The following is a 22,196-nucleotide window of genomic DNA, read 5'->3' as shown; positions in this document are numbered from 1 at the left end:
AGGCCGATGTGAGGACCGTCTACCGGTGAAACGTGAGGGGTCGATGAGCCTCTGATTCGTTGCAGGCCGCCGCGCCGTGGGGGCTGGTCGCGCGGTTCCCCCCGCCCCTCGCGGGGCGTGAAACGGCCGCCCTGGATATACCAGGACGGCCGTTTCCGTGCTGTCCGAGACCTCAGACGACCAGCAGCGCTTCCAGTGGAGCGCCCTCCAGGGCCGGTTCCAGGCGGGGGCGGCCCGCCAGGAAGCCCAGCTCCATCAGGACCGCCAGGCCCGCCACCTCGGCGCCCGCGCGGCGGATCAGCTGGATCGCGGCCTCGGCCGTGCCGCCGGTGGCGAGGACGTCGTCGACGATCAGGATGCGGTCGTCGCCGGTCAGGTCCTCGGCGTGGACCTCGATCTCCGCCGAGCCGTACTCCAGGTCGTACGCCTGGGCCAGGGTCGCTCCGGGGAGCTTGCCCGCCTTGCGTACGGGGATGAAGCCCAGCCCAGCGCGGACGGCGACCGGGGCGCCCAGGATGAAGCCGCGGGCCTCCAGGCCGACGATCTTCGTGGCACCCGTGCGCTCCGCGATCTCCGCCAGCGCGTCCGTCAGAGCCGTGAACGCCGCCGGGTCCGCCAGGAGCGGGGTGATGTCCTTGAACATCACGCCCGGCTCCGGATAGTCGGCCACGTCACGGATGCGGCTGAGCAGCAGCTCCTGGATGTCGGTCATCGGCGCTTCCCCGAGGGACGGCGGCGCGTGGAGCGCGGTCCGACGACGGCCGGGGTGGCGTCCTCGGGGTCACCGGCGGCGTCCCCGCGGGCCTCCGCGAGCTCCTCCTCGGCGGCGGCCTGGGCGCGCTTGGCCAGGACTCGCTTGCGCAGGGCCTTCATCTGCGGCTCGCGCTCCTTGAGGTCGGCGACGAGCGGCGTGGCGATGAAGATCGAGGAGTACGCACCGGCCGCGAGGCCTACGAACAGCGACAGCGAGATGTCGTTGAGCGTGCCCGCGCCGAGGAAGCCGCCACCGATGAACAGCAGGCCGGCGACCGGCAGCAGCGCGACCACCGTGGTGTTGATGGAGCGGACCAGGGTGCCGTTGATCGAACGGTTGGCGACATCGCTGTAGGTGAAGCGGGTCTGCTTGGTGATGTCCTTCGTCTGCTCCTTGAGGGAGTCGAAGACGACCACCGTGTCGTAGAGCGAGTAACCGAGGATCGTCAGCAGACCGATCACCGTGCCGGGCGTGACCTCGAAGCCGACGAGGGCGTAGATGCCGACGGTGATGGTGATGTCGTGGATCAGCGCGACGAGCGCCGCGATGGCCATGCGCCACTCGAAGGCGATCGCCAGATAGATCACGACGAGGACCATGAAGATCGCCAGGCCCTGCCAGGCCTTGTTGGCGATCTGGTCACCCCAGCTGGGGCCGACGAGGTCGGCGGCGATCTTCTCCGGGTCGACCTTGAAGTCCTCGGCGAGCTTGTTCTTGATCTCGTCGGACTGCTGGGTGTCCATGCCGGCGATCTGGATGCGCATCGTGCCGTTGCCGAGCTTCTGCACGACCGCGTCGTGGCCGGAGGCTTCCTTCGCGAAGTCCTCGGCCTGGGAGACGGAGACGCTGATCTTCTCGGTGGTGAAGACCGCGCCGCCCTGGAAGTCGATGCCCATGTTGAGGCCGCGTACCGCGAGGCCCACGATCGCCGTGATGGTGATCAGGATCGAGATGCCGTACCAGAGCTTGCGGTGACCGATGAAGTCGTAGCTGATCTCGCCACGGTGCAGTCGGGCGCCGAGATTGCCGAGTTTCGACATGCTCACGCCTCCTTCGTCTCAACGGGGGCGGCGGGGCGGCGGGTGCGGCGCAGCGGCGGCTGGGCGCCCAGGCTCTTCGGGTCGAGGCCGGACCACTTGTTGCCGCTCGCGAAGAACTTGCGGCGGGCCAGCAGCGTCATCAGCGGCTTGGTGAAGAAGAACACCACGACGACGTCGAGGACGGTGGTCAGACCCAGCGTGAACGCGAAGCCCTGGACCTTGCCGACCGTCACGATGAACAGCACCGCGGCGGCGAGGAACGACACGAAGTCGGAGACCAGGATGGTGCGCCGGGCACGCGGCCAGGCCCGCTCGACGGCGGGGCGCAGCGAGCGGCCCTCGCGGATCTCGTCCCTTATGCGTTCGAAGTACACGATGAACGAGTCCGCGGTGATACCGATGGCGACGATCGCACCGCAGACGGCCGGCAGGTTCAGCGCGAAGCCGATGGCCGGGCCGAGCAGCGCCATGATCACGTAGGTGAGGATGCCGGAGACGAGCAGCGAGGCCATGGCCACCACGGACAGTCCGCGGTAGTAGAACACCAGGTAGAGCACGACCAGGGCGAGGCCGATCGCGCCGGCGAGCAGACCGGCGTGCAGCTGGTCACCGCCGAGCGCGGCGGTCACGGTCGTGACGCTCTGCTCCTGGAAGGAGAGCGGGAGCGCGCCGTACGACAGCATGTTGGCGAGGCTCTGGGCCTCCTCCTGCGTGAAGCTGCCGGAGATCTGGGCCTCGCCGCCGGTGATGGCCTGGCTGACGGTCGGGCTGGAGACGACCTCGCCGTCGAGGACGATGCCGAACTCGTTCAGCGGGGGCGTGGCGTTCTGCGCGAGCTGGCCGGTGACCTCACCGAACTTCTTGGCGCCGCTGCCGGTGAAGGTCATGTTGACCTGCCAGCCGGCCGCCGTCTGCGTGTTGTAGATGGCGTCGGCCTTCTTGACCTCGGTGCCGGCCAGGCTGGCCGGGCCGAGCAGGTACTTGTACCAGACGCCGGAGATCTCACCGCAGCCCACGGTGGACTCGCCGGGCTTGGCGCCCTCGCCCGCCTTGGCGCGCTGGGCCGGCTTGGAGCAGTCGAGGGCCGTGTACTGGGCCTGGAGCTTGGCGTCGGCGGAGGTGCCGGTGTCGCCGCTCGCCGAGGCGGAGGGGCTCGCGGAGGAGGACGCGGTGGCGGACGCCGACGGGGAGGCGTCGGCCTTCAGCGCGTCGGTGACGGGGCGGCCCTGGGTGGTGGCGGAGGCCGACGGGGAGGACGACGAGGTCGCCGTCTCACCCGTGGAACCCGACTTGCTCGCGGAGGGGCTCGGCGAGGCGCTGGACGAGCCGCTCGCGGAGGGGCTCGGCGAGGCGGCCGCGGCGGCGCCGGTGGCGTCCTGGGCCAGGACCGGACGGAAGTACAGCTTGGCGGTGGTGCCGACCTGGTCCCGGGCTTCCTTGGAGTTGGTGCCCTTGGGGATGTTGACGATGATGTTCTTGTCGCCCTGGGTCTGCACCTCCGCCTCGGAGACGCCCAGACCATTGACACGGCGGTTCATGATCTCGACCGCGGTGTCCATGTTGGCCTTGTTGATCGCGGACCCTTGATCGGCCTTCGCCTCGAGCGTGATGCTCGTGCCGCCGGCCAGGTCGATGCCGAGGCGCGGGGTCGTGTGCCCGGAGAGGAACATTCCCCCGGTGAGCGCCACGATGGCGATCAGGATCAGGACCAGCGAGCGCCCTGGCTTGCTCTGGGCGCTCGCGCTCCGGCCCCTCTTAGGTGCTGCCACCTTCTCGTACTCCCTCTCGGGCCGCTGCGCGCCGGGTCTGCGGGCGGGCGGCCATGACATGGTGTCGATCCCGTGCGAGCTGCGTACATCCGAGGACGCGCAGGCGTGGCCCGCGCGCCCCGGGCACGGCTACTTCGCGTCGGAGTCGCCGTCGGTCTTCTTCGGCTCGTCGTCCGTCTTCGCCTCGGCGGCCTCGTCGGCCTTCACGGCCTCGTCGGCGGGCTCGTCCTTCTTGCCGAGGTCGACGGACTTCTCGTCGGAGGCGGCGGCAGCTTCGTCGTCGGACTCGTCGGGATCGGTGGGGCCGGCAAGAGGGGAGGCGTCGTCGGGGACGACGTCGGTCTTCAGGTCGTGCTCGATGCCGTGCACGATGCGGTTGTACTCGTCGTCCGTCAGGACGGCGCCGATCGCGTTCTTCGCGAAGAGAAGGTCGACACCCGGGCCGGCGTCGAGGAGGACCGTGTCCTCGTTGACCTCCTTGACCGTGGCGTACATCCCCCCGATGGTGCGGACGCCGCTGCCGGGCTGCATGTCATTGCGCATGCTGGCGGCCTGCTGCTGCTTCTTCTTCGCCGACCGGGTCATCAGGAACATGGCCCCGATGAGCACGATGAACGGGAGGAGGGTCACGAGACTCACGGGTCGGTACTTCCTTCACGCGACCGCGATGCTGAGCGGCCTGATGGTTGGGGGTGTGTGCGCCGCCGACAAAGGCGGCATCGGCGGAGTCTAAGCGAGTCCGCGCGCATGGAACAACGCTCAGCATGGCACCCGGGTTCCTGGCCCGGCCAATGCACCGCCGTCACAAACCCATCACGTCGGCCGTCACACCGGTCGTCACGCCCCGAACAGGTCCTGTTGTCCGTTTCCTGTGCCCGCCGAGCGCGGCGGGGTGAGGCCGAGATGAGCCCATGCGGCGGGAGTGGCGACCCGGCCGCGCGGGGTCCGGGCGAGCAGTCCCTCGCGGACGAGGAAGGGTTCGGCGACCTCTTCGACGGTCTCGCGCTCCTCCCCCACCGCGACCGCGAGCGTGGACAGGCCGACCGGGCCACCGCCGAACAGCTTGAGCAGGGCTTCGAGGACACCGCGGTCCAGCCGGTCGAGGCCGCGCGCGTCCACCTCATAGACCCGCAGCGCGGCGCCCGCGATCTCGCGCGTGATCACACCGTCGGCCTTGACCTGCGCGTAGTCCCGAACGCGGCGCAGCAGGCGGTTGGCGATACGCGGTGTGCCGCGGGAGCGGCCGGCGATCTCGGCGGCGCCGTCGGTGTCGATCTCGACGTCGAGGAGGTTGGCGGAGCGGTGGATGACGCGCTGGAGTTCGGCGGGCTCGTAGAACTCCATGTGCGCGGTGAAGCCGAAGCGGTCGCGCAGCGGGGGCGGCAGCAGGCCCGCGCGCGTGGTGGCGCCGACCAGGGTGAACGGGGGGAGTTCGAGCGGGATCGCGGTGGCGCCGGGGCCCTTGCCGACGATGACGTCGACCCGGAAGTCCTCCATCGCCATGTAGAGCATCTCCTCGGCGGGCCGGGACATGCGGTGGATCTCGTCGAGGAAGAGGACCTCGCCCTCCTGGAGGGAGGAGAGGATCGCGGCGAGGTCGCCGGCGTGCTGGATGGCGGGGCCGGAGGTGATGCGGATGGGGGCGCCCATCTCGGCCGCGATGATCATCGACAGGGTGGTCTTGCCGAGGCCGGGGGCGCCGGAGAGCAGCACATGGTCCGCGGTGGCGCCCCGCGCGCGTGCGGCCCGCAGGACGAGGTCGAGCTGTTCGCGGACCTTCTCCTGGCCGATGAACTCGCCCAGGTCCTTGGGGCGCAGCGCGGCCTCGACGGCCTGGTCCTCACGGTCGGCGACAGAGTCCACCAGCCGCTCGGCGGCGGAGGCCGTCTCGTCGGTCGTGTCGTCCCGGTTCACTGACGTTCTCCTAGCGGGCGCGGTTCAGGGTTTGCAGGGCGGCCTTCAGCAGCTGGCCCACCTGGGGCGTGCCCTCGGCGGCCTCGGCCTGCGGGGCCACCGCGGACACCGCCTCGTCGGCCTCGCGGGTCGCGTAGCCCAGCCCGATGAGCGCCGCGTGCAGCTGGTCGCGCCAGCCCTGGGTGACCGGGGCGCCGATAACGGGGGCGCCGATCGGCTCGCCGAGCCGGTCCTTGAGTTCGAGGAGCAGCTTCTGGGCGCCCTTCTTGCCGATGCCGGGGACGGCGGTGAGGGCCTTCTCGTCGCCGGTCGAGATCGCGCGGCGCAGCGCGTCCGGGGTGTGCACCGCGAGCATCGCCTGGGCCAGGCGCGGGCCGACGCCGCTGGCGGTCTGGAGCAGCTCGAACGTCTGGCGTTCGTCGTCGTCCACGAAGCCGTAGAGGGTCAGCGAGTCCTCTCGTACGACGAGGGAGGTGGCGAGCTTGGCCGGCTTGCCCAGGCGGAGCGTGGACAGCGTGTTCGGCGTGCACTGCACCGCCATGCCGACACCGCCGACCTCGACGACTGCGGTGTCGGGGGCGAGCGCGGCGACCGTGCCGCTCACGAAGGCGATCATGCCCTACGGCCTTTCGATGCGTGCAGGGCCACGGCCTGCTGGAGTCGGTTCTGCGCGGGGGCGCGCCAGATGTGGCAGATGGCGAGCGCGAGGGCGTCGGCGGCGTCGGCCGGCTTGGGCGGGGCGTCGAGCCGCAGCAGCCGGGTGACCATGGCACCGACCTGGGCCTTGTCGGCGCGACCGCTGCCGGTGACGGCGGCCTTGACCTCGCTGGGGGTGTGCAGGGCGACGGGGATGCCGCGGCGGGCGGCGCAGAGCATGGCGACGGCGCTGGCCTGGGCGGTGCCCATGACCGTACGGACGTTGTGCTGGCTGAACACCCGCTCCACGGCGACGAATTCGGGCCGGTGCTCGTCCAGCCACTGTTCGATGCCCTGCTCGATGGCGACGAGGCGGTGGCCCAACTCGGCGTCGGCGGGCGTCCGTACGACACCGACGCCGAGCATGGTCAGCGGGCGGCCCGCCACTCCCTCGACCACGCCCACACCGCACCGCGTCAGTCCGGGGTCGACCCCGAGTACGCGCACCACGCCCCCTCCCACTCGATCGCCTGTTTGTGCAGGCTATCGGGTGCCACCGACAATGCGACGGGCCGACGGGGTGTGTCCCGTCGGCCCGTTCGAATCCGGAGCGTCTGCTCAGGCGTCGACCTTCTCCATGACCTCGTCGCTCACGTCGAAGTTGGCGAAGACGTTCTGCACGTCGTCGCTGTCCTCGAGCGCGTCGATCAGCTTGAAGATCTTCCGGGCGCCGTCCTCGTCGAGCTCGACCTGCATGGTCGGGACGAAGTTGGCGTCGGCCGAGTCGTAGTCGATCCCCGCGTCCTGGAGTGCGGTGCGGACCGCGACCAGGTCGGTGGCCTCGGAGAGGATCTCGAAGGACTCACCGAGGTCGTTGACTTCCTCGGCACCCGCGTCCAGGACGGCTCCCAGGACGTCGTCCTCGGTCAGCTCGCCCTTGGGGACGATCACGACGCCCTTGCGGTTGAAGAGGTACGAGACAGAACCCGGGTCGGCCATCGAACCGCCGTTGCGGGTCATGGCGACGCGCACGTCCGAGGCGGCACGGTTGCGGTTGTCGGTGAGGCACTCGATGAGCACCGCGACACCGTTCGGGCCGTAGCCCTCGTACATGATCGTCTCGTAGTCGGCGCCACCCGCCTCGAGACCGGCGCCGCGCTTGACCGCGGAGTCGATGTTCTTGTTGGGGACCGAGCTCTTCTTGGCCTTCTGAATGGCGTCGAACAGCGTCGGGTTGCCGGACACGTCGGCGCCACCGGTGCGGGCCGCGACCTCGATGTTCTTGATCATCTTCGCGAAGAGCTTGCCGCGCTTGGCGTCGATCACGGCCTTCTTGTGCTTAGTCGTAGCCCATTTAGAGTGGCCGGACATCTGCCTGTCTCCTTCGCGTAACCCATCCAAACAACGAACGCCAGAGATCCTACAAGGACTCCGCCGCCCGGTTCGCGCGCACCATGTCGACGAACAGGGCGTGCACGCGGTGGTCGCCGGTCAGCTCCGGATGGAACGACGTGGCGAGCGCGTTGCCCTGGCGGACCGCGACGATGTGGCCGTCGTGCTCGGCGAGCACCTCGGCCTGGGCGCCGACGGACTCGACCCAGGGGGCTCGGATGAAGACGCCTTCGACAGGATCGCCCGGAACGCCCTTCACGTCGACCTCGGCCTCGAAGGACTCGTTCTGCCGTCCGAAGGCGTTGCGGCGCACGATCATGTCGATGCCGCCGATCGTCTCCTGGCCCGAGCGCGGGTCGAGGATCTTGTCGGCGAGCATGATCATGCCCGCGCAGGTGCCGTAGACCGGCATACCGGCGCGCACGCGCGCGCGGAGGGGCTCCATCACGCCGAACAGGACGGCCAGCTTGGAGATGGTCGTGGACTCGCCGCCGGGGATGACCAGACCGTCCACCTCGGCGAGTTCCTCGGGGCGCCTGACCGGCCTGGCCACGACGTCAGCCGCGGCCAGGGCGATCAGGTGCTCCCGTACATCGCCCTGGAGTGCGAGCACTCCGATGACGGGGTCGGTCATCACCAGCCCCGGTTCGCGTAACGCTCGGCCTCGGGGAGGGTGTCGCAGTTGATGCCGACCATGGCCTCGCCGAGGTCACGGGAGGCGTCGGCGATGATCTTCGGGTCGTCGTAGAAGGTGGTGGCCTTCACGATGGCGGCGGCACGCTTGGCCGGGTCGCCGGACTTGAAGATGCCGGAACCGACGAAGACGCCCTCGGCGCCGAGCTGGCGCATGAGCGCGGCGTCGGCCGGGGTGGCGACGCCACCGGCGGAGAACAGCACGACCGGGAGCTTGCCGAGCTCGGAGACTTCCTTGACGAGCTCGTACGGGGCGCGCAGCTCCTTGGCGGCGGCGTACAGCTCGTTGTTGTCGAAGCCGCGCAGCCTGGCGATCTCGTTCTTGATCTGGCGCAGGTGACGGACGGCCTCGACGACGTTGCCGGTGCCGGCCTCGCCCTTGGAGCGGATCATGGCCGCGCCCTCGGCGATGCGGCGCAGGGCCTCACCGAGGTTGGTGGCACCACAGACGAAGGGGGTCGTGAAGGCCCACTTGTCGGAGTGGTTGACCTCGTCGGCCGGAGTGAGGACCTCGGACTCGTCGATGTAGTCGACGCCGAGGGACTGGAGGACCTGGGCCTCGACGAAGTGGCCGATGCGGGACTTGGCCATCACGGGGATGGAGACCGCGTTGATGATGCCCTCGATCATGTCCGGGTCGGACATCCGGGCCACGCCGCCGTCCTTGCGGATGTCGGCCGGGACCCGCTCCAGGGCCATGACGGCGACGGCACCCGCGTCCTCGGCGATCTTCGCCTGCTCCGGGGTCACGACGTCCATGATCACGCCACCCTTGAGCTGCTCGGCCATGCCACGCTTCACGCGCGCGGTGCCGGTCTCGGGGGTCTGGTTCTCGGTGCTGGACACGGGTTGACCTCACTGATGTGAAAAGAGGATTTCTACGGCACCGAGGAAACGTGAAGAGACCAGGCCACAGCAAGGGCCAATGGTGAGGCGGTGGATCGTTTTACGAGTGGATCACCGGACCCGTGGCCTCAGCCGGCACGGTCCACCAGGGCCACCGGGGGCTCGTCGTCCATCTCGAACGCCAGCGGGAACGGGGCGTGACCGGCCAGCCGGAACCAGCGGACCTTGCGGTGCTCGCGCAGCCGGCGGGCCGCGCCGACGGCGTCGTTGTGGAAGCGCCGGGCCATCGGCACCCGGCGTACCGCCTCGGTCAGCTCATGGATCGCGGCCTCTCCCCCGGGAGCCTCCTTCACCGCCTCCACCTGCGGGGTCTCCGCGAAGACCGCCCTCAGCGCCTGGCTCAGCTCGCTCTCGGCGACCTCCCGCTGCTCCTCCTCGGCCTGCCGGGCGGCGTGGGCGGCCTCGTAGAGGACGATCGACGCGGCCGGGTCGAGGACGCCGGACGTGGCGAGTTCCTGGGCCACCGAGGCACGGCGCAGCAACTGCGCGTCGAGCGCCGCGCGGGCGGCGTCGATCCGGGCATGCAGGCGGTCCAGCCGACCTGCGGTCCAGCTCAAGTACAGGCCGACCGCCACGAGGGCGACGAGGGTCCAGATGAGGGTTGCGGTCACGGGCCCAAACACTACCGACGCCGGGCCACCGCCCTACGCGCCCCTCGGTTCGGACTCACCGGGACCGTGGCCGGGCGGGCCCCGGCGCTCAGTCCCGCGCCAACCCCAACCGTGCCCGTAGCCCCGTGGACCTGTCGTCGTCCGTCGCGGCCACGGCCGCCGCGCCGGCCGTCACCGTCTCGTAGACCGAGAGGATGTCCGCGCCGACCGTCGACCAGTCGAAGCGGCGTACATGTGCGCTTCCCCGCTCCCGGAGTTCCGCGAGCCGGCCGGGGTCTGCCAGGAGGCGTACCGCCGCCTCGGCGAGCGCGTCCGCGTCCTCGTTGGTGAAGAGCTCGCCCGCGGCGCCCTGGTCGAGGACCTGGGCGAAGGCGTCCAGGTCGGAGGCGAGCACCGGGGCACCCGCCGACATGGCCTCGACCAGGATGATGCCGAAGCTCTCGCCGCCGGTGTTGGGGGCGATGTACAGGTCGACGCTGCGCAGGAAGCGGGCCTTGTCCTCGTCGCTGATCATGCCGAGGAACTCGACACGGGAGCGGAGTTCCGCGGGGAGCGACTCCACCGCCTCCTCCTCGTCGCCGCGGCCCGCCACCAGAAGCCGGGTCCGCGGGCGCTCGGCAAGGATCTTCGGCAGGGCCCTCATCAGCACCGGCAGGCCCTTGCGGGGCTCGTCGATGCGGCCGATGAAGCCGATGGTCTCGCCCTGCCACTCCGGCTTGGGCTCGGCCTTGGCGAAGAAGTCGACGTCGACGCCGTTGGGGATCACGACCGCGTCGCCGCCGAGGTGCTCCACCAGCGTGCGGCGGGCGTACTCGCTCACCGCGATCCGCGCGCTGATCTTCTCCAGGGCCGCCTGGAGGATCGAGTACGCGGCGATCATCGCCTTGGAGCGCGGGTTGGAGGTGTGGAAGGTGGCGACCAGCGGGCCCTGAGCCGCCCAGCAGGTCAGCAGGCCGAGGGAGGGTGAGGACGGCTCGTGGATGTGGACCACGTCGAACTCGCCGTCGTGCAGCCATCTACGCACGCGTGCCGCCGACAGGAACCCGAAGTTCAGCCGGGCCACCGAGCCGTTGTACGGCACCGGCACCGCGCGGCCGGCCGAGACGACGTACGGCGGCAGCGGGGTGTCGTCGTCGGCGGGGGCGAGGACGGAGACGTCGTGGCCGAGCCGGATGAAGTACTCGGCGAGGTCGCGGATGTGGAACTGGACGCCGCCCGGCACGTCCCAGGAGTACGGGCAGACGATGCCGATCCTCACGAGGGCGCCTTACTGGGGTCGAGATCCTTGAGCCACAGCCGTTGCAGCATGTGCCAGTCCTCCGGATGGTCGGCGATCCCCGAGGCGAAGGCATCGGCCAGCGCCTGTGCCATGACAGACGTCTTTTCCGCCCGCGTACCTGTCTCGGGCACCTCGATCGGGGGATGCACCCTGCCCCGCATGACCGGTGAGTCGTCGTACCAGAGCGTCACGGGGAGCAGCAGCGCCCCGGTCTGCTGGGCGAGCAGCGCGGGCCCGGCCGGGATCCGGGTCGCCTCGCCGAAGAACTGGACCTCGACACCGGAGGACGACAGGTCGCGCTCGGCGACCAGGCAGACCAGACCACCGTCGCGCAGCCGCCGCGCCAGGGTGCCGAAGGCGGTGCCCCCGCTGTGCGGCAGCACCTCCATGCCGAGGCCCTCGCGATAAGCGACGAAACGGTCGTACAGGCTCTCGGGCTTGAGGCGCTCGGCGACGGTCGTGAAGGGCGTCTCCAGCTTGGTGGTGACCCAGGCGCCGGCGAGGTCCCAGTTGCCCATGTGGGGCAGCGCCAGGATGACGCCCCGGTCGGAGGCGATGCCGTCGGTCAGGTAGTGGACGTCCTTGGGGTCGAAGCCGGTCTTCACGCGCTCGGCGCTCCACGCGGGCAGCCGGAAGGACTCCATCCAGTAGCGCAGGTACGAGCGCATGCCCGCGCGGGACAGCTCGGCCAGCCGCTCCGGGCTCGCGTCGGGCACCACGCGCGCGTAGTTGCTCTCCAGGCGCTGGACGCCCTTGCCGCGCTTCTTCCAGGCGAGGTCGGCGATGGTCTGTCCGAGGCGTACGGCGACCGGCTCGGGAAGCTTCTTGACCGCTCCCCACCCCAGGCCGTACACGCCGTCGGTCAGCCGGTCGCGAGCGCTCACTTCGCCGCCTCCTGCGCGCCCGCCGCCGCGTCCGCCTCCGCCGACTCGCGGCGGACCGTGACCACGCGCTGGATCAGGGTCACCAGGCTGCCGACGGCGACGATCCACAGGGCGACGGGCAGCAGGTACTGGATGCCCGGCACACCGAACTTGTGCAGGCCCGCGAGACCGGCCGCGACCAGGGAGATCACCAGCCGCTCGGCCCGCTCGACCAGGCCGTTCACCGCGACCGGCAGCCCGATCGCCTCGCCCCGGGCCTTGGTGTACGACACCACCTGGCCGCTCGCCAGGCAGAAGATCGAGACGGCGCACAGCGCGATGTCGTCGCCGCCACCGGCGTACCAGAGGGCGAAGCCGCCGAAGATCGCGCCGTCGGCGACCCGGTCCAGGGTGGAGTCCAGGAAGGCGCCCCAGCGGCTGGAGCGGCCGAGCTGACGGGCCATGTTGCCGTCGACGAGGTCGGAGAACACGAAGAGCGTGATCACGACCGTGCCCCAGAAGAACTCGCCCATGGGGTAGAAGACCAGCGCGCCCGCGACCACCCCGGCGGTACCGAGGAGTGTGACCGTGTCGGGGCTGACGCCCCTGCGGATCAGAAACGCGGCGAACGGTGTGAGGACACGCGTGAAGAATGCACGCGCGTACTTGTTCAGCATGGCCTTCCCGAGGGTCGGTTTCGCCGCGCGGCCCCTGCTGGCCACCGGCTGGCCCATCGTAGTCACGCGCGCGCGTGTGCGACCGCCGGGCACCCGAGCCCCGTGTCACGGCCCGATGGCATACGGGTAACGGGGCGATCGCGTCCGCCGTATGGACGCACCGTGACGAGAGTGGAAAGCTCGAAGAACCGCGGGCGTCACCGGAGCCGCCATCGCACGCGGATCCGCATGTCCGCGCCCACAGTGACCTCACCGTGCACGGGAGGCAAGGCCATGGGCGACAAGGCGAACGCACACCCCGGAGCCGCCGGAAGGGCAACAGCGGCCGACCACCCCGCGTCCGTACGGAATGTGGTGCTGGTCGGCCACTCCGGATCGGGCAAGACGACATTGGTGGAAGCTCTCGCGCTGACCGCGGGGGCGGTGAACCGGGCGGGCCGCGTGGAGGACGGCGGCACCGTCTCCGACTACGACGACATCGAACACCGGCAGAATCGTTCGGTGCAGCTCTCCCTGGTGCCCGTCGAATGGGACGGCATCAAGGTCAATCTGCTGGACACCCCCGGATACGCCGACTTCGTCGGGGAACTCAGGGCCGGTCTGCGAGCCGCGGACGCGGCCCTTTTCGTCGTCTCCGCCTCGGACGGCGTGGACGGCTCGACCCGCATGGTGTGGGAGGAGTGCGCGGCCGTCGGCATGCCCCGCGCGATCGTGATCACGCACCTGGAGGCCGCCCGCGCGGACTTCGAGGAGATGACGCGCACCTGCGCTGAGGCCTTCGGCGGCGACGACCCCGACGCCGTGCTCCCGCTCTATCTGCCGCTGCGCGGCCCGCAGGGGCCCGACGGGCACGCGCCCGTGACCGGTCTGACCGGGCTGCTGTCGCAGAAGCTGTTCGACTACTCCACCGGCGAGCGCAAGGAGTCCGAACCGGGCGAGGAGCAGCTCCCCGAGCTGGAGGACGCCCGCAACCGGCTGATCGAGGGGATCATCTCGGAGAGCGAGGACGAGACCCTCATGGACCGCTATCTCGGCGGTGAGCCGGTCGACGTCAAGACCCTGATCGAGGACCTCGAACGGGCCGTCGCGCGCGGGGTGTTCCATCCCGTCCTGGCCGCCGCCCCCGCGTCCGACGGCGGCAGGCAGGGACTCGGCACGGTCGAGGTGCTGGAGCTGATCACCCGGGGCTTCCCGACGCCGTTCGAGCACCCGACGCCGGGTGTCACGACCATCGACGGCAAGCCGCGCGAGATCAAGGCCTGCGACACCGAGGGCCCGTTGGTCGCGGAGGTCGTCAAGACGTCCTCCGACCCCTACGTGGGACGCGTCTCCCTGGTCCGCGTCTTCTCCGGCACCCTGCGTCCCGACGAGACGGTCCATGTCTCCGGGCACGGGCTGTCCGACCGCGGGCACGAGGACCACGACGTCGACGAACGCGTCGGCGCCCTGTCCACGCCCTTCGGCAAGCAGCAGCGCCCGGTGACGCATGCCATCGCCGGCGACCTGGTGTGCGTGGCGAAGCTCAACCGCGCGGAGACCGGCGACACCCTCTCGGCCAAGGACGACCCGCTCCTGATGGAACCCTGGGTGATGCCCGACCCGCTGCTGCCGCTCGCCATCCAGGCGCACAGCAAGGCGGACGAGGACAAGCTCTCGCAGGGCCTGTCCCGGCTGGTCGCCGAGGATCCGACGATGCGTCTTGAGCAGAACCAGGACACCCACCAGGTCGTGCTGTGGTGCCTCGGCGAGGCGCACGCCGACGTCGCGCTGGAGAGGCTGCGCAGCCGCTACGGCGTCCAGGTCGACGTCGTACCCCACAAGGTCTCCCTGCGGGAGACGTTCGCCGGCAAGTCGGGCGGGCGCGGGCGGCATGTGAAGCAGTCCGGCGGGCACGGGCAGTACGCGATCTGCGAGATCGAGGTGGAACCGCTGCCGGGCGGCTCGGGCATCGAGTTCGTGGACAAGGTCGTCGGCGGGGCGGTGCCGCGGCAGTTCATCCCGTCGGTCGAGAAGGGCGTGAGGGCCCAGGCCGGCAAGGGAGTTGCGGCCGGCTATCCGCTCATCGACGTGCGGATCACCTTGCTCGACGGCAAGGCGCACTCGGTGGACTCCTCCGACGCCGCCTTCCAGACGGCCGGGGCGCTGGCGCTGCGGGAGGCGGCGGCCGACGCGAAGATCCATCTGCTGGAACCGGTCGCCGAGGTGAGCATCCTGGTCGGCGACGACTACGTGGGCGCCGTGATGAGCGACCTGTCCGGGCGGCGCGGCCGGGTGCTGGGCACCGAGCAGACCAGCGGCAACCGCACCGTCGTCAAGGCCGAGGTGCCGGAGATCGAGATCGGCCGGTACGCCGTCGATCTGCGCTCCCTGTCGCACGGCACGGCCCGCTTCAACCGCTCCTACGCACGGCACGAACCGATGCCGGCGCAAGTCGCCGAGAGGATCCGTGAAGAGACGCGCGACGCCTAGGAGTTGACCGGCCGTCCGCGCGGGGCACCCTACAAGTGCCCGGACAACCAGCCTTTGTGGAACGCTCCCCTCCGAGTCGGCGGGCGGCTTCGGCCGTCCGCCGACGAATGTCGGTGGCTGCGGATACGCTGATGACCTGATCAACAGGTGTGCGAAGCAAGCAAGTCGGGAAGGCCGCAGGAGCGACCATGGCGGCGATCGGGGGCGGGAATGACCGTTGATGCCGGTTACGAGAGCGTCTTCGGACCACAGGTTCCCCGCACGGGGGACGAGAGCCAGACGGCGACCTTCGCCCTGGCCTCGGCGGCGTACCGCGACAATCCGGTCGCCGACATCAAGAAGGCCAACAGCGAGTGGCACGAGACGACGGTCAAGGAGGGCCAGTCCTGGACCGGCGGCCTGTTCAAGCCGAACCTCGGTGAGGCGTTCTCCCGGGCCGTGATCGACCGCATGATCGGTCCGGGCCGCAAGCCGCTCATCCAGTCCTTCGGCACCGAGCCCCAGGTCGTGGTCGACCACTGTCTGGCCGCCTACCGGCTGCGCCGGGCGCGGGACCTGCGGCTGTCGACCGTGATGCTGCTGTGCGGGGTGCTGTTCCTGCCCGGCCTGATTGTGTGGCTGCTGGTCTTCGCGATCCGCACCACCATCGACAAGAACCCCAACAAACGAGCCTCCGCCCTGGCCACGACCCTGCTCCTCGGCGTCGGCGCGCTCGCCGTCATCTTCCTGATCAAGATGCCGTTCACGGGCTTCTGGGGCTTGTACGCACGCGCGTGCGTGGTCGCGCCCGTCATCGGCTGGTTCTGGGCCAAGCAGATCTGCGACGGCGCCGCGAAGGACCTGCGGGCCCGCTGGGACGGGCTGATCGCCGGCAGCAGCGTCGGCGCGCAGGTCCCCGAGGCGGTGCCGAGCAGCCCCGGCGAGACCCAGGCCGAGCAGATGCGCCAGTCCCTGGCCAAGCTGAGCGCCGAGCAGCAGTCGAACTCGGTCTTCTACGCCGGCCCCAAGGGCATCCTGGGCATGGGCACGCGCTGGGGCAGCTGGCAGCTCGCCGAGGACCTCACTCCGGCGGACCCGACCCGCGAGATCCACCCGTTCCGCAGCTGGGACGTGATCCGCAACATCGAGTCCCGGCTGCGCATGCTGGAGCGGAACACGATCAACACGGGCGGCTTCCCGAAGGCGTCCATACGCCACTGGATCGTCACCCCGATCGGCGAGAACGCCAAGGCGGTGGCCCGCACCGAGCAGTCGGCGGACATCGAGGCGTTCCAGCACCGCCAGCACTCGATACAGGACATCTGCAACAAGCAGCAGTTCGGCAGCGGCAACCGGCACTACCTCGGCGTGCAGTGGACGCTCTGGGACGGCCAGCTGATCCTCACCATGATGATCACCGTCACCGTGCTGCACGAGACGCTGCGCATCGAGGTGACCGGCCATGCGCTGGGTCCCGTGAACTCCTTGTTCACGGGCGCCTCCGAGGCCCCGTCGAAGGACGTCGCGAAGTCGTTCAAGCCGTGGGAGACCCGCAAGGTGAGCCTCCCGCTGGTCCCCACCGACGAGGTCGTACGACTGACCGTGCGCGCCCCGCTGACCTGGTACCCGCCGCTGCTGAACTGGCTCGGCGGGACCATCGCCCTCCCCGAGCCCTTCGGCCTGCGGCACGTGTGGGCCGACAAGCCCTGGCGGCACCGCTTCATGGCCGACGACGCCATGCGCGCGGCCACGCCGGTGCTGCGCGTGGTGCACGCGGCGGCGATCAAGGTCCTGGAGGACAACGGCGTCGACACGGAGAAGTTCGGCAGCAGGTCGGCGTTCCTCAGCACCGCGATCCAGGACCCGTCGCCCAGGAAGGCCGACCTCTACGACGCGTAGGCAGCCCCTATACGGGCCAGGCGTCCGCCAGCATCTTCCGGGTGTCGGCGAGCAGCTGCGGCAGCACCTTGGTGTGGCCGACGACCGGCATGAAGTTCGTGTCGCCACCCCAGCGCGGGACGATGTGCTGGTGGAGGTGGGCGGCGATGCCGGCGCCGGCCACCGTGCCCTGGTTCATGCCGATGTTGAAGCCGTGCGCGCCGGACGCGGTGCGCAGGGCCGTCATCGCCTGCTTGGTCAGGGCGGCCAGCTCGCCCGTCTCCGCGTCGGTCAGATCCGTGTAGTCGGCCACATGCCGGTACGGCACGACCATCAGGTGGCCGCCGTTGTACGGGTACAGATTCAGCACCGCGTACACCTGCTCGCCGCGCCGGACGACCAGACCGTCCTCGTCGGACTTGGCCGGGATGGAGCAGAAGGGGCAGCCGTCGTCGGCACCCGGGCCGGTCGGCTTGTTCTCACCCTGGATGTAGGCCATCCGATGGGGCGTCCACAGACGCTGGAACGCGTCCTGGGTCCCCACTCCCCACTGCTGCTCCGGCTCACTCGTCATGCAGGGAAGCATATTGCTTCGCCCGTTCGCGGCGTGTCGCCGGGGTTGCGCCGAAGACGTCCCGAGCGAAGCTGACCGGGTGGACGCTGACAGCACCGAGGACGACCGGGAGCCGCGCGCCGAGGACCGCTGGGAGCGGCGTACCGAGGTGCCACTCGCCGTGGCGTCGCTGCTGTTTCTCGCCGCGTACGCGATCCGCGTTCTGGCGCAGGGCCTGACGGACGGCTGGCGGGACCTGTGTCTCGCGGTGACGCTGGCCGCCTGGGCGCTGTTCGCGGTCGACTACGCGGTCCGCTGGCGGCTCAGCGGGCTGCGGCTGCGGTTCGTGCGGAAGCACTGGCTGGACACGGTGGTGCTGGTGCTGCCGCTGCTGCGCCCTCTGCGCGTGGTCAAGGTGTACGAGGCCGTGCAGCGCCGGCACGGGCGCCCCCGGCTCGCACTGCACGCGCGCGTGATCTTCTACGCGGGACTCTCGACCGTGCTGCTGGGCTTCGCCGGTTCCCTCGCCGTCTACCAGCAGGAGCGCGGGGCGACGGGGTCGACCATGCGCACCTTCGGGGACGCTCTGTGGTGGACCTGCGCCACGCTCGCGACCGTGGGGTACGGCGACGTCTCCCCCGTCACCCCGCGCGGGCGGCTGATCGCGGTCGGGGTCATGGCCGTGGGGCTGGCCCTGCTGGCCGCCGTGACCGGCACGTTCGCCTCCTGGCTGCTCCAGGTCTTCTCGCGGGAGGACGACGAGAGGCCCCCGGGAAGCTGAGCCTCCCGAGGGCCTCCTCGTGCTACTGGCGACCCGAGCCTGCCAAGGCCCCGTCGACCACAGTGCGATCAGACCTGCGCCCGCTCCTCGACCACCTTGGCGATCTTCGCGATGGCCTCGTCGAACGGGATGCCGTTCTCCTGCGAGCCGTCGCGGTAGCGGAAGGACACCGAGCCCGCCGACATGTCCTCGTCGCCCGCGATGACCATGAAGGGCACCTTCTGCTTCTGGGCGTTGCGGATCTTCTTCTGCATCCGGTCCGAGGAGGAGTCCACGTCGACGCGCAGCCCCTGCTTCCTCGCCGCGACGGCGAACTTCTCCAGGTACTCGACGTGCGCGTCCCCGATCGGGATGCCGACCGCCTGCACCGGCGCCAGCCACGCCGGGAACGCGCCCGCGTAGTGCTCCAGCAGCACCGCGAAGAACCGCTCGATGGAGCCGAACAGGGCGCGGTGGATCATGACCGGGCGCTGCTTGGAGCCGTCGGGGCCGGTGTACTCCAGGTCGAACCGCTCGGGCAGGTTGAAGTCGAGCTGGATCGTCGACATCTGCCAGGTACGGCCGATGGCGTCCTTGGTCTGGACGGAGATCTTCGGGCCGTAGAAGGCGGCACCGCCCGGGTCCGGGACCAGCGGGAGGCCCTGCTTCTCGGCGACCTGGCGGAGCGTCTCGGTCGCCTCTTCCCAGACCTCGTCGGTGCCGACGAACTTCTCCGGGTCCTTGGTGGACAGCTCCAGGTAGAAGTCGGTCAGGCCGTAGTCCCGCAGCAGGCCGAGGACGAAGGTGAGCGTCTTGTCGAGCTCCTCCGACATCTGCTCACGCGTGCAGTAGATGTGCGCGTCGTCCTGCGTGAAGCCGCGCGCGCGGGTGAGGCCGTGCACGACTCCTGACTTCTCGTACCGGTACACGGTCCCGAACTCGAAGAGGCGCAGCGGCAGCTCACGGTAGGAACGGCCGCGCGCGTCGAAGATCAGGTTGTGCATCGGGCAGTTCATGGGCTTGAGGTAGTAGTCCACGCCCTCGTCGAGCTGCATGGGCGGGTACATGCCGTCGGCGTACCAGTCCAGGTGCCCGGACTGCTCGAAGAGCTTCCCCTTCGTCGCGTGCGGGGTGTAGACGAACTCGTAGCCCTCCTCCTCGTGACGGCGGCGCGAGTAGTCCTCCATGACCCGGCGGATGATGCCGCCCTTGGGGTGGAAGACGGCGAGGCCGGAGCCGATCTGCTCCGGGATGGAGAACAGGTCGAGCTCGGAACCGAGCTTGCGGTGGTCGCGCTTCTCGGCCTCGGCGAGGAAGTCGAGGTGCGCCTTCAGCTCGTCCTTGGAGGGCCAGGCGGTGCCGTAGATGCGCTGGAGCATGGGGTTCTTCTCGCTGCCGCGCCAGTAGGCGGCCGCGTTGCGCATCAGCTTGAACGCCGGGATGTTCCGGGTCGTGGGCAGGTGGGGACCGCGGCAGAGGTCCTTCCAGCACAGGTCGCCGGTCTTGGCGTCGAGGTTGTCGTAGATCGTCAGCTCACCGGCGCCGACCTCGACGTCCGCGCCGTCGTCCGAGGACGCCGAGCCCTTGAGGCCGATCAGCTCCAGCTTGTACGGCTCGTCCGACAGCTCCGCGCGGGCCGCCTCGTCGGTCACCACACGGCGGGAGAACCTCTGCCCCCGCTTCTGGATCTCCTGCATCTTCTTCTCGATGGCCTTGAGATCCTCGGGCGTGAACGGCTTCTCGACGTCGAAGTCGTAGTAGAAGCCGTCCTTGACCGGCGGGCCGATGCCCAGCTTGGCCTCGGGGAAGAGCTCCTGCACGGCCTGCGCCATGACGTGCGCGGTGGAGTGGCGCAGGATGTTGAGACCGTCCTCGGAGGAGATCTCGACACCCTCGACCTCGTCGCCCTCGGCGACCACGTACGCCAGGTCCTTCAGCTCACCGGCCACGCGCGCGGCGACGATCGAGCGCTCGCCGGCGAACAGCTCGGCGGCCGTGGTGCCCGTCGTCACCGTGCGCTCTTCCCGCTCGGAATCGCGTTGGATGATCACACGGACGTCTGACACCGGTCTCTCCTGACTGAAGGGGATGCGGGCGCCATACCGTGAGCGCGCGCAATAGGGGATCGTACCGACCCGCACCCACCGACCGCGAAATCAGTCCCCTCCGCAGGCCTCCTCGAAGAAGTCGAGGTTCTCCTGGAGGGACTTCATCAGCCGGTCCCGCTCCGCCTCGTCCACCTGTACCGGCACGACCCCGGAGGCGCCGGTCAGCCGCCGGAACCCGCCCCGGCTCTCCAGCCGCCCGTGCACCCGCACCGGCAGCCCGACGAGGTGGGCGTGCCCGGCGATCCGGTACGCCTCCTCGTCCAGGGTCAGCCGGATGTGCGGCACCTCCACCCCGGCGATCACCCGCAGCCGTACGCTGCCCTCCCCGCGCGGCCCCGACCTGCGCAAGCGCACCACCGTCCCGGTGACCCGCACCGGCACGGACGGCTCCTCGCGCAGATAGCGGGCGCCGGCCTCGCGCAGCACGGGCAGGTCGCCGGGCGAGAACTCGACGGGCTCCCCGGACGCGGCGCACCCCTCGGGCACCCCGGCGGCCGGTGCCCAGTCCACGGCGATGCGCGCCCCTTCCGTACCGCGTACGAGCGCGATCAGGGCCTCGGTGAGCTCACGGCTGACGCCCGCCTCGACGGCCCCGTCGAAGGCGTCCATGCCGCCGGCGGCCCGCTGGTAGTCGATGGCCTCGCGGGCGGCGTACAGGGCCTGGTGGAGACGTACGGCGAGGGGGCGGCCGGTGCCGACGGGGACGAAGGCGGTCAGGCGGCCGTCGGTGGCGGCGCCGACGAGGACGTTCTCCAGCAGCGAAAGAGCGGCACGGCGATGCCGGGCACCGTAGTAGCCGGCACGCGCGCGTGTGGCGAGCGCGGCCGCGAGGAGGGTCTGCCGGGCGCCGGCGCGCAACTGCTCCTCCACCGCCCAGGACGCGGCTCCGGCCGGACCGGGCGGTACGTCGCGCCACCAGCGGATCTCGTCGCTCGGCACGGCGAGGCCGACGAGGACCTCGCGCGCGGAGGGCGTGCCGCTGCGGGCGAGGGCGTCGAGCGCCTCGCCGAGCAGGTCGTCGCTGTCGGGGAAGGCGCGGCTCTCGGGGACGAGCAGACTCGTGCCGCCGCCACCGGGTCCGGGCGGGGTCCAGCGGCCGTAGCGTCCGGGGGCGCCGCCGCGGCGCTGCCAGCCGTGCCGGTGCAGCAGGGCGCTGAGGACGGCGGGATCGACCTCGTCCGGTTCCGGGGCGCGGTGCCAGGCCGCGTCCACCGGGTGCGGTCGCACCGGCCGCAGCGGTTCCTCCACGGGGCGGTGGGTCATGGTCTGCCTCCCGTCCCGACCCGCGTCATGATCTCGCACAGCGCCCGGTCGTCGAAGATGCGTGAGGTCGGTATCCGCACGGTGGTCCGGGTCCGGCCCGTGATCGGGTGCCCGGCGAGATTGACCCAGTAGCAGCAGTGCCGCAGGTCGAGGCGGTCGTGGCTGGCGCGCAGCCAGTCGTCCTGGGATCGCGGCACCAGCATGACCACGAGGATCTTGTGCACCGAGACGGGGGTGCGCGCGAGCTTGCGCAGATGGTCGTTGTCGAGCGTGAAGGAGAAGAAGCGGCCGGGCGGGTTCGGGGCGACCTGGTAGGTGCACTTGAGCTGCACCTTGATGGTGACCTCGTCGTCGACCGTGTGCCCCGGCGAGCCGTGACTGACGTGCCAGTCGATGCCGTTGTCGGGGAAGGGCTGCGACAGCGAGCAGCCGGCCGCCGCGGCGACGGCGTGCAGATAGCCCACCTGCAAGGTCTCCATGCAGGCGGTGGTGGCGAGTGTGCCGCGCAGGGAGCCCGTACGTTCGGGCAGCAGCCCGCCCCGCTCGGGCCGCGCTATCGCCATGACCAACAGCCTTCCACGCTCGGTGAATCCGAACCGCGGGTCTCTGAACTGCAAAGACCCGTATTCCTGTTGTGTCCTTCCGGCGTACG

General features: G+C 70.3%; 21 protein-coding genes. 3 read left to right on the top strand and 18 right to left on the bottom strand.

The window, feature by feature from the left end; translation table 11 throughout:
- Positions 1-172 precede the first annotated feature (172 nt).
- The 14 genes from OG866_RS36015 to pgsA form a co-directional block, all read right to left on the bottom strand.
- Positions 173-712 (bottom strand): adenine phosphoribosyltransferase, encoded by a 540-nt coding sequence (locus tag OG866_RS36015; RefSeq protein ID WP_329341318.1) that lies wholly within the window; start codon positions 710-712, stop codon positions 173-175.
- Complete coding sequence (secF, locus tag OG866_RS36010; protein ID WP_329344453.1) at positions 709-1,794, bottom strand: protein translocase subunit SecF; 1,086 nt, start codon at positions 1,792-1,794, stop codon at positions 709-711. Before secF ends, OG866_RS36015 begins: the two co-directional genes overlap by 4 nt.
- A 2-nt stretch (positions 1,795-1,796) precedes the next feature.
- A complete protein-coding gene (gene secD, locus OG866_RS36005) occupies positions 1,797-3,563 on the bottom strand; it encodes a protein translocase subunit SecD (RefSeq protein ID WP_329341316.1) in 1,767 nt (588 codons plus the stop codon).
- A 129-nt stretch (positions 3,564-3,692) separates the two neighbouring features.
- Complete coding sequence (gene yajC / locus OG866_RS36000; RefSeq protein WP_329341314.1) at positions 3,693-4,202, bottom strand: preprotein translocase subunit YajC; 510 nt, start codon at positions 4,200-4,202, stop codon at positions 3,693-3,695.
- A 198-nt stretch (positions 4,203-4,400) separates the two neighbouring features.
- Positions 4,401-5,477 (bottom strand): Holliday junction branch migration DNA helicase RuvB, encoded by a 1,077-nt coding sequence (ruvB, locus tag OG866_RS35995; RefSeq protein ID WP_329341312.1) that lies wholly within the window; start codon positions 5,475-5,477, stop codon positions 4,401-4,403.
- 10 nt (positions 5,478-5,487) lie between these two features.
- Positions 5,488-6,093, bottom strand: a complete 606-nt coding sequence (gene ruvA / locus OG866_RS35990) for a Holliday junction branch migration protein RuvA (protein WP_329341311.1) — start codon at positions 6,091-6,093, stop codon at positions 5,488-5,490.
- On the bottom strand, positions 6,090-6,620 hold the full coding sequence (gene ruvC / locus OG866_RS35985) for a crossover junction endodeoxyribonuclease RuvC (RefSeq protein ID WP_329344451.1): 531 nt from the start codon (positions 6,618-6,620) through the stop codon (positions 6,090-6,092). Before ruvC ends, ruvA begins: the two co-directional genes overlap by 4 nt.
- A gap of 111 nt (positions 6,621-6,731) precedes the next feature.
- Positions 6,732-7,484, bottom strand: coding sequence for a YebC/PmpR family DNA-binding transcriptional regulator (locus tag OG866_RS35980; RefSeq protein ID WP_329341310.1), 753 nt, complete (start codon positions 7,482-7,484; stop codon positions 6,732-6,734).
- A 49-nt stretch (positions 7,485-7,533) separates the two neighbouring features.
- Entirely contained in the window at positions 7,534-8,139 is a 606-nt protein-coding gene (gene pdxT / locus OG866_RS35975) for a pyridoxal 5'-phosphate synthase glutaminase subunit PdxT (RefSeq protein WP_329341308.1), read from the bottom strand.
- Positions 8,139-9,044, bottom strand: a complete 906-nt coding sequence (pdxS, locus tag OG866_RS35970; protein ID WP_329341306.1) for a pyridoxal 5'-phosphate synthase lyase subunit PdxS — start codon at positions 9,042-9,044, stop codon at positions 8,139-8,141. Before pdxS ends, pdxT begins: the two co-directional genes overlap by 1 nt.
- A gap of 128 nt (positions 9,045-9,172) precedes the next feature.
- The gene (locus OG866_RS35965) at positions 9,173-9,715 is read right to left on the bottom strand and encodes a hypothetical protein (RefSeq protein WP_329341305.1); all 543 of its coding nucleotides are present in this window, start codon (positions 9,713-9,715) and stop codon (positions 9,173-9,175) included.
- A gap of 88 nt (positions 9,716-9,803) precedes the next feature.
- The gene (locus OG866_RS35960) at positions 9,804-10,973 is read right to left on the bottom strand and encodes a glycosyltransferase family 4 protein (RefSeq protein WP_329341303.1); all 1,170 of its coding nucleotides are present in this window, start codon (positions 10,971-10,973) and stop codon (positions 9,804-9,806) included.
- Positions 10,970-11,878, bottom strand: coding sequence for a phosphatidylinositol mannoside acyltransferase (locus OG866_RS35955; protein WP_329341301.1), 909 nt, complete (start codon positions 11,876-11,878; stop codon positions 10,970-10,972). The genes OG866_RS35960 and OG866_RS35955 overlap by 4 nt, the downstream gene beginning before the upstream one ends.
- Positions 11,875-12,591, bottom strand: a complete 717-nt coding sequence (gene pgsA / locus OG866_RS35950; protein WP_329344449.1) for a phosphatidylinositol phosphate synthase — start codon at positions 12,589-12,591, stop codon at positions 11,875-11,877. The genes OG866_RS35955 and pgsA overlap by 4 nt, the downstream gene beginning before the upstream one ends.
- Before the next feature lie 216 nt (positions 12,592-12,807).
- Here pgsA and OG866_RS35945 point away from each other — a divergent pair, with 216 nt between their 5' ends.
- Positions 12,808-15,003 carry an elongation factor G-like protein EF-G2 gene (locus OG866_RS35945; RefSeq protein WP_329341299.1) on the top strand — a complete coding sequence of 732 codons (2,196 nt, stop codon included), beginning with the start codon at positions 12,808-12,810 and terminating at the stop codon, positions 15,001-15,003.
- Between the two features lie 210 nt (positions 15,004-15,213).
- The gene (locus OG866_RS35940; RefSeq protein WP_329341297.1) at positions 15,214-16,881 is read left to right on the top strand and encodes a hypothetical protein; all 1,668 of its coding nucleotides are present in this window, start codon (positions 15,214-15,216) and stop codon (positions 16,879-16,881) included.
- A gap of 7 nt (positions 16,882-16,888) precedes the next feature.
- Here the strand turns inward: OG866_RS35940 and OG866_RS35935 are convergent, their stop codons facing one another.
- Positions 16,889-17,446 (bottom strand): HIT family protein, encoded by a 558-nt coding sequence (locus OG866_RS35935; RefSeq protein ID WP_329341295.1) that lies wholly within the window; start codon positions 17,444-17,446, stop codon positions 16,889-16,891.
- A 67-nt stretch (positions 17,447-17,513) separates the two neighbouring features.
- On the opposite strand from OG866_RS35935, the gene OG866_RS35930 reads away from it, so the two are divergent.
- Complete coding sequence (locus OG866_RS35930; protein ID WP_329341293.1) at positions 17,514-18,194, top strand: potassium channel family protein; 681 nt, start codon at positions 17,514-17,516, stop codon at positions 18,192-18,194.
- 68 nt (positions 18,195-18,262) lie between these two features.
- On the opposite strand, the gene thrS is transcribed toward OG866_RS35930, so the two are convergent.
- The 3 genes from thrS to OG866_RS35915 form a co-directional block, all read right to left on the bottom strand.
- Complete coding sequence (thrS, locus tag OG866_RS35925) at positions 18,263-20,239, bottom strand: threonine--tRNA ligase (RefSeq protein WP_329341291.1); 1,977 nt, start codon at positions 20,237-20,239, stop codon at positions 18,263-18,265.
- 90 nt (positions 20,240-20,329) lie between these two features.
- Complete coding sequence (locus OG866_RS35920) at positions 20,330-21,544, bottom strand: hypothetical protein (RefSeq protein ID WP_329341290.1); 1,215 nt, start codon at positions 21,542-21,544, stop codon at positions 20,330-20,332.
- Positions 21,541-22,107, bottom strand: coding sequence for a DUF4365 domain-containing protein (locus OG866_RS35915; protein ID WP_329341288.1), 567 nt, complete (start codon positions 22,105-22,107; stop codon positions 21,541-21,543). The genes OG866_RS35920 and OG866_RS35915 overlap by 4 nt, the downstream gene beginning before the upstream one ends.
- Between the last annotated feature and the right edge of the window lie 89 nt (positions 22,108-22,196).

The organism is Streptomyces sp. NBC_00663 (genome assembly GCF_036226885.1).
GTDB lineage: Bacteria > Actinomycetota > Actinomycetes > Streptomycetales > Streptomycetaceae > Streptomyces.
This window is presented reverse-complemented; position numbering and strand designations above follow the sequence as displayed.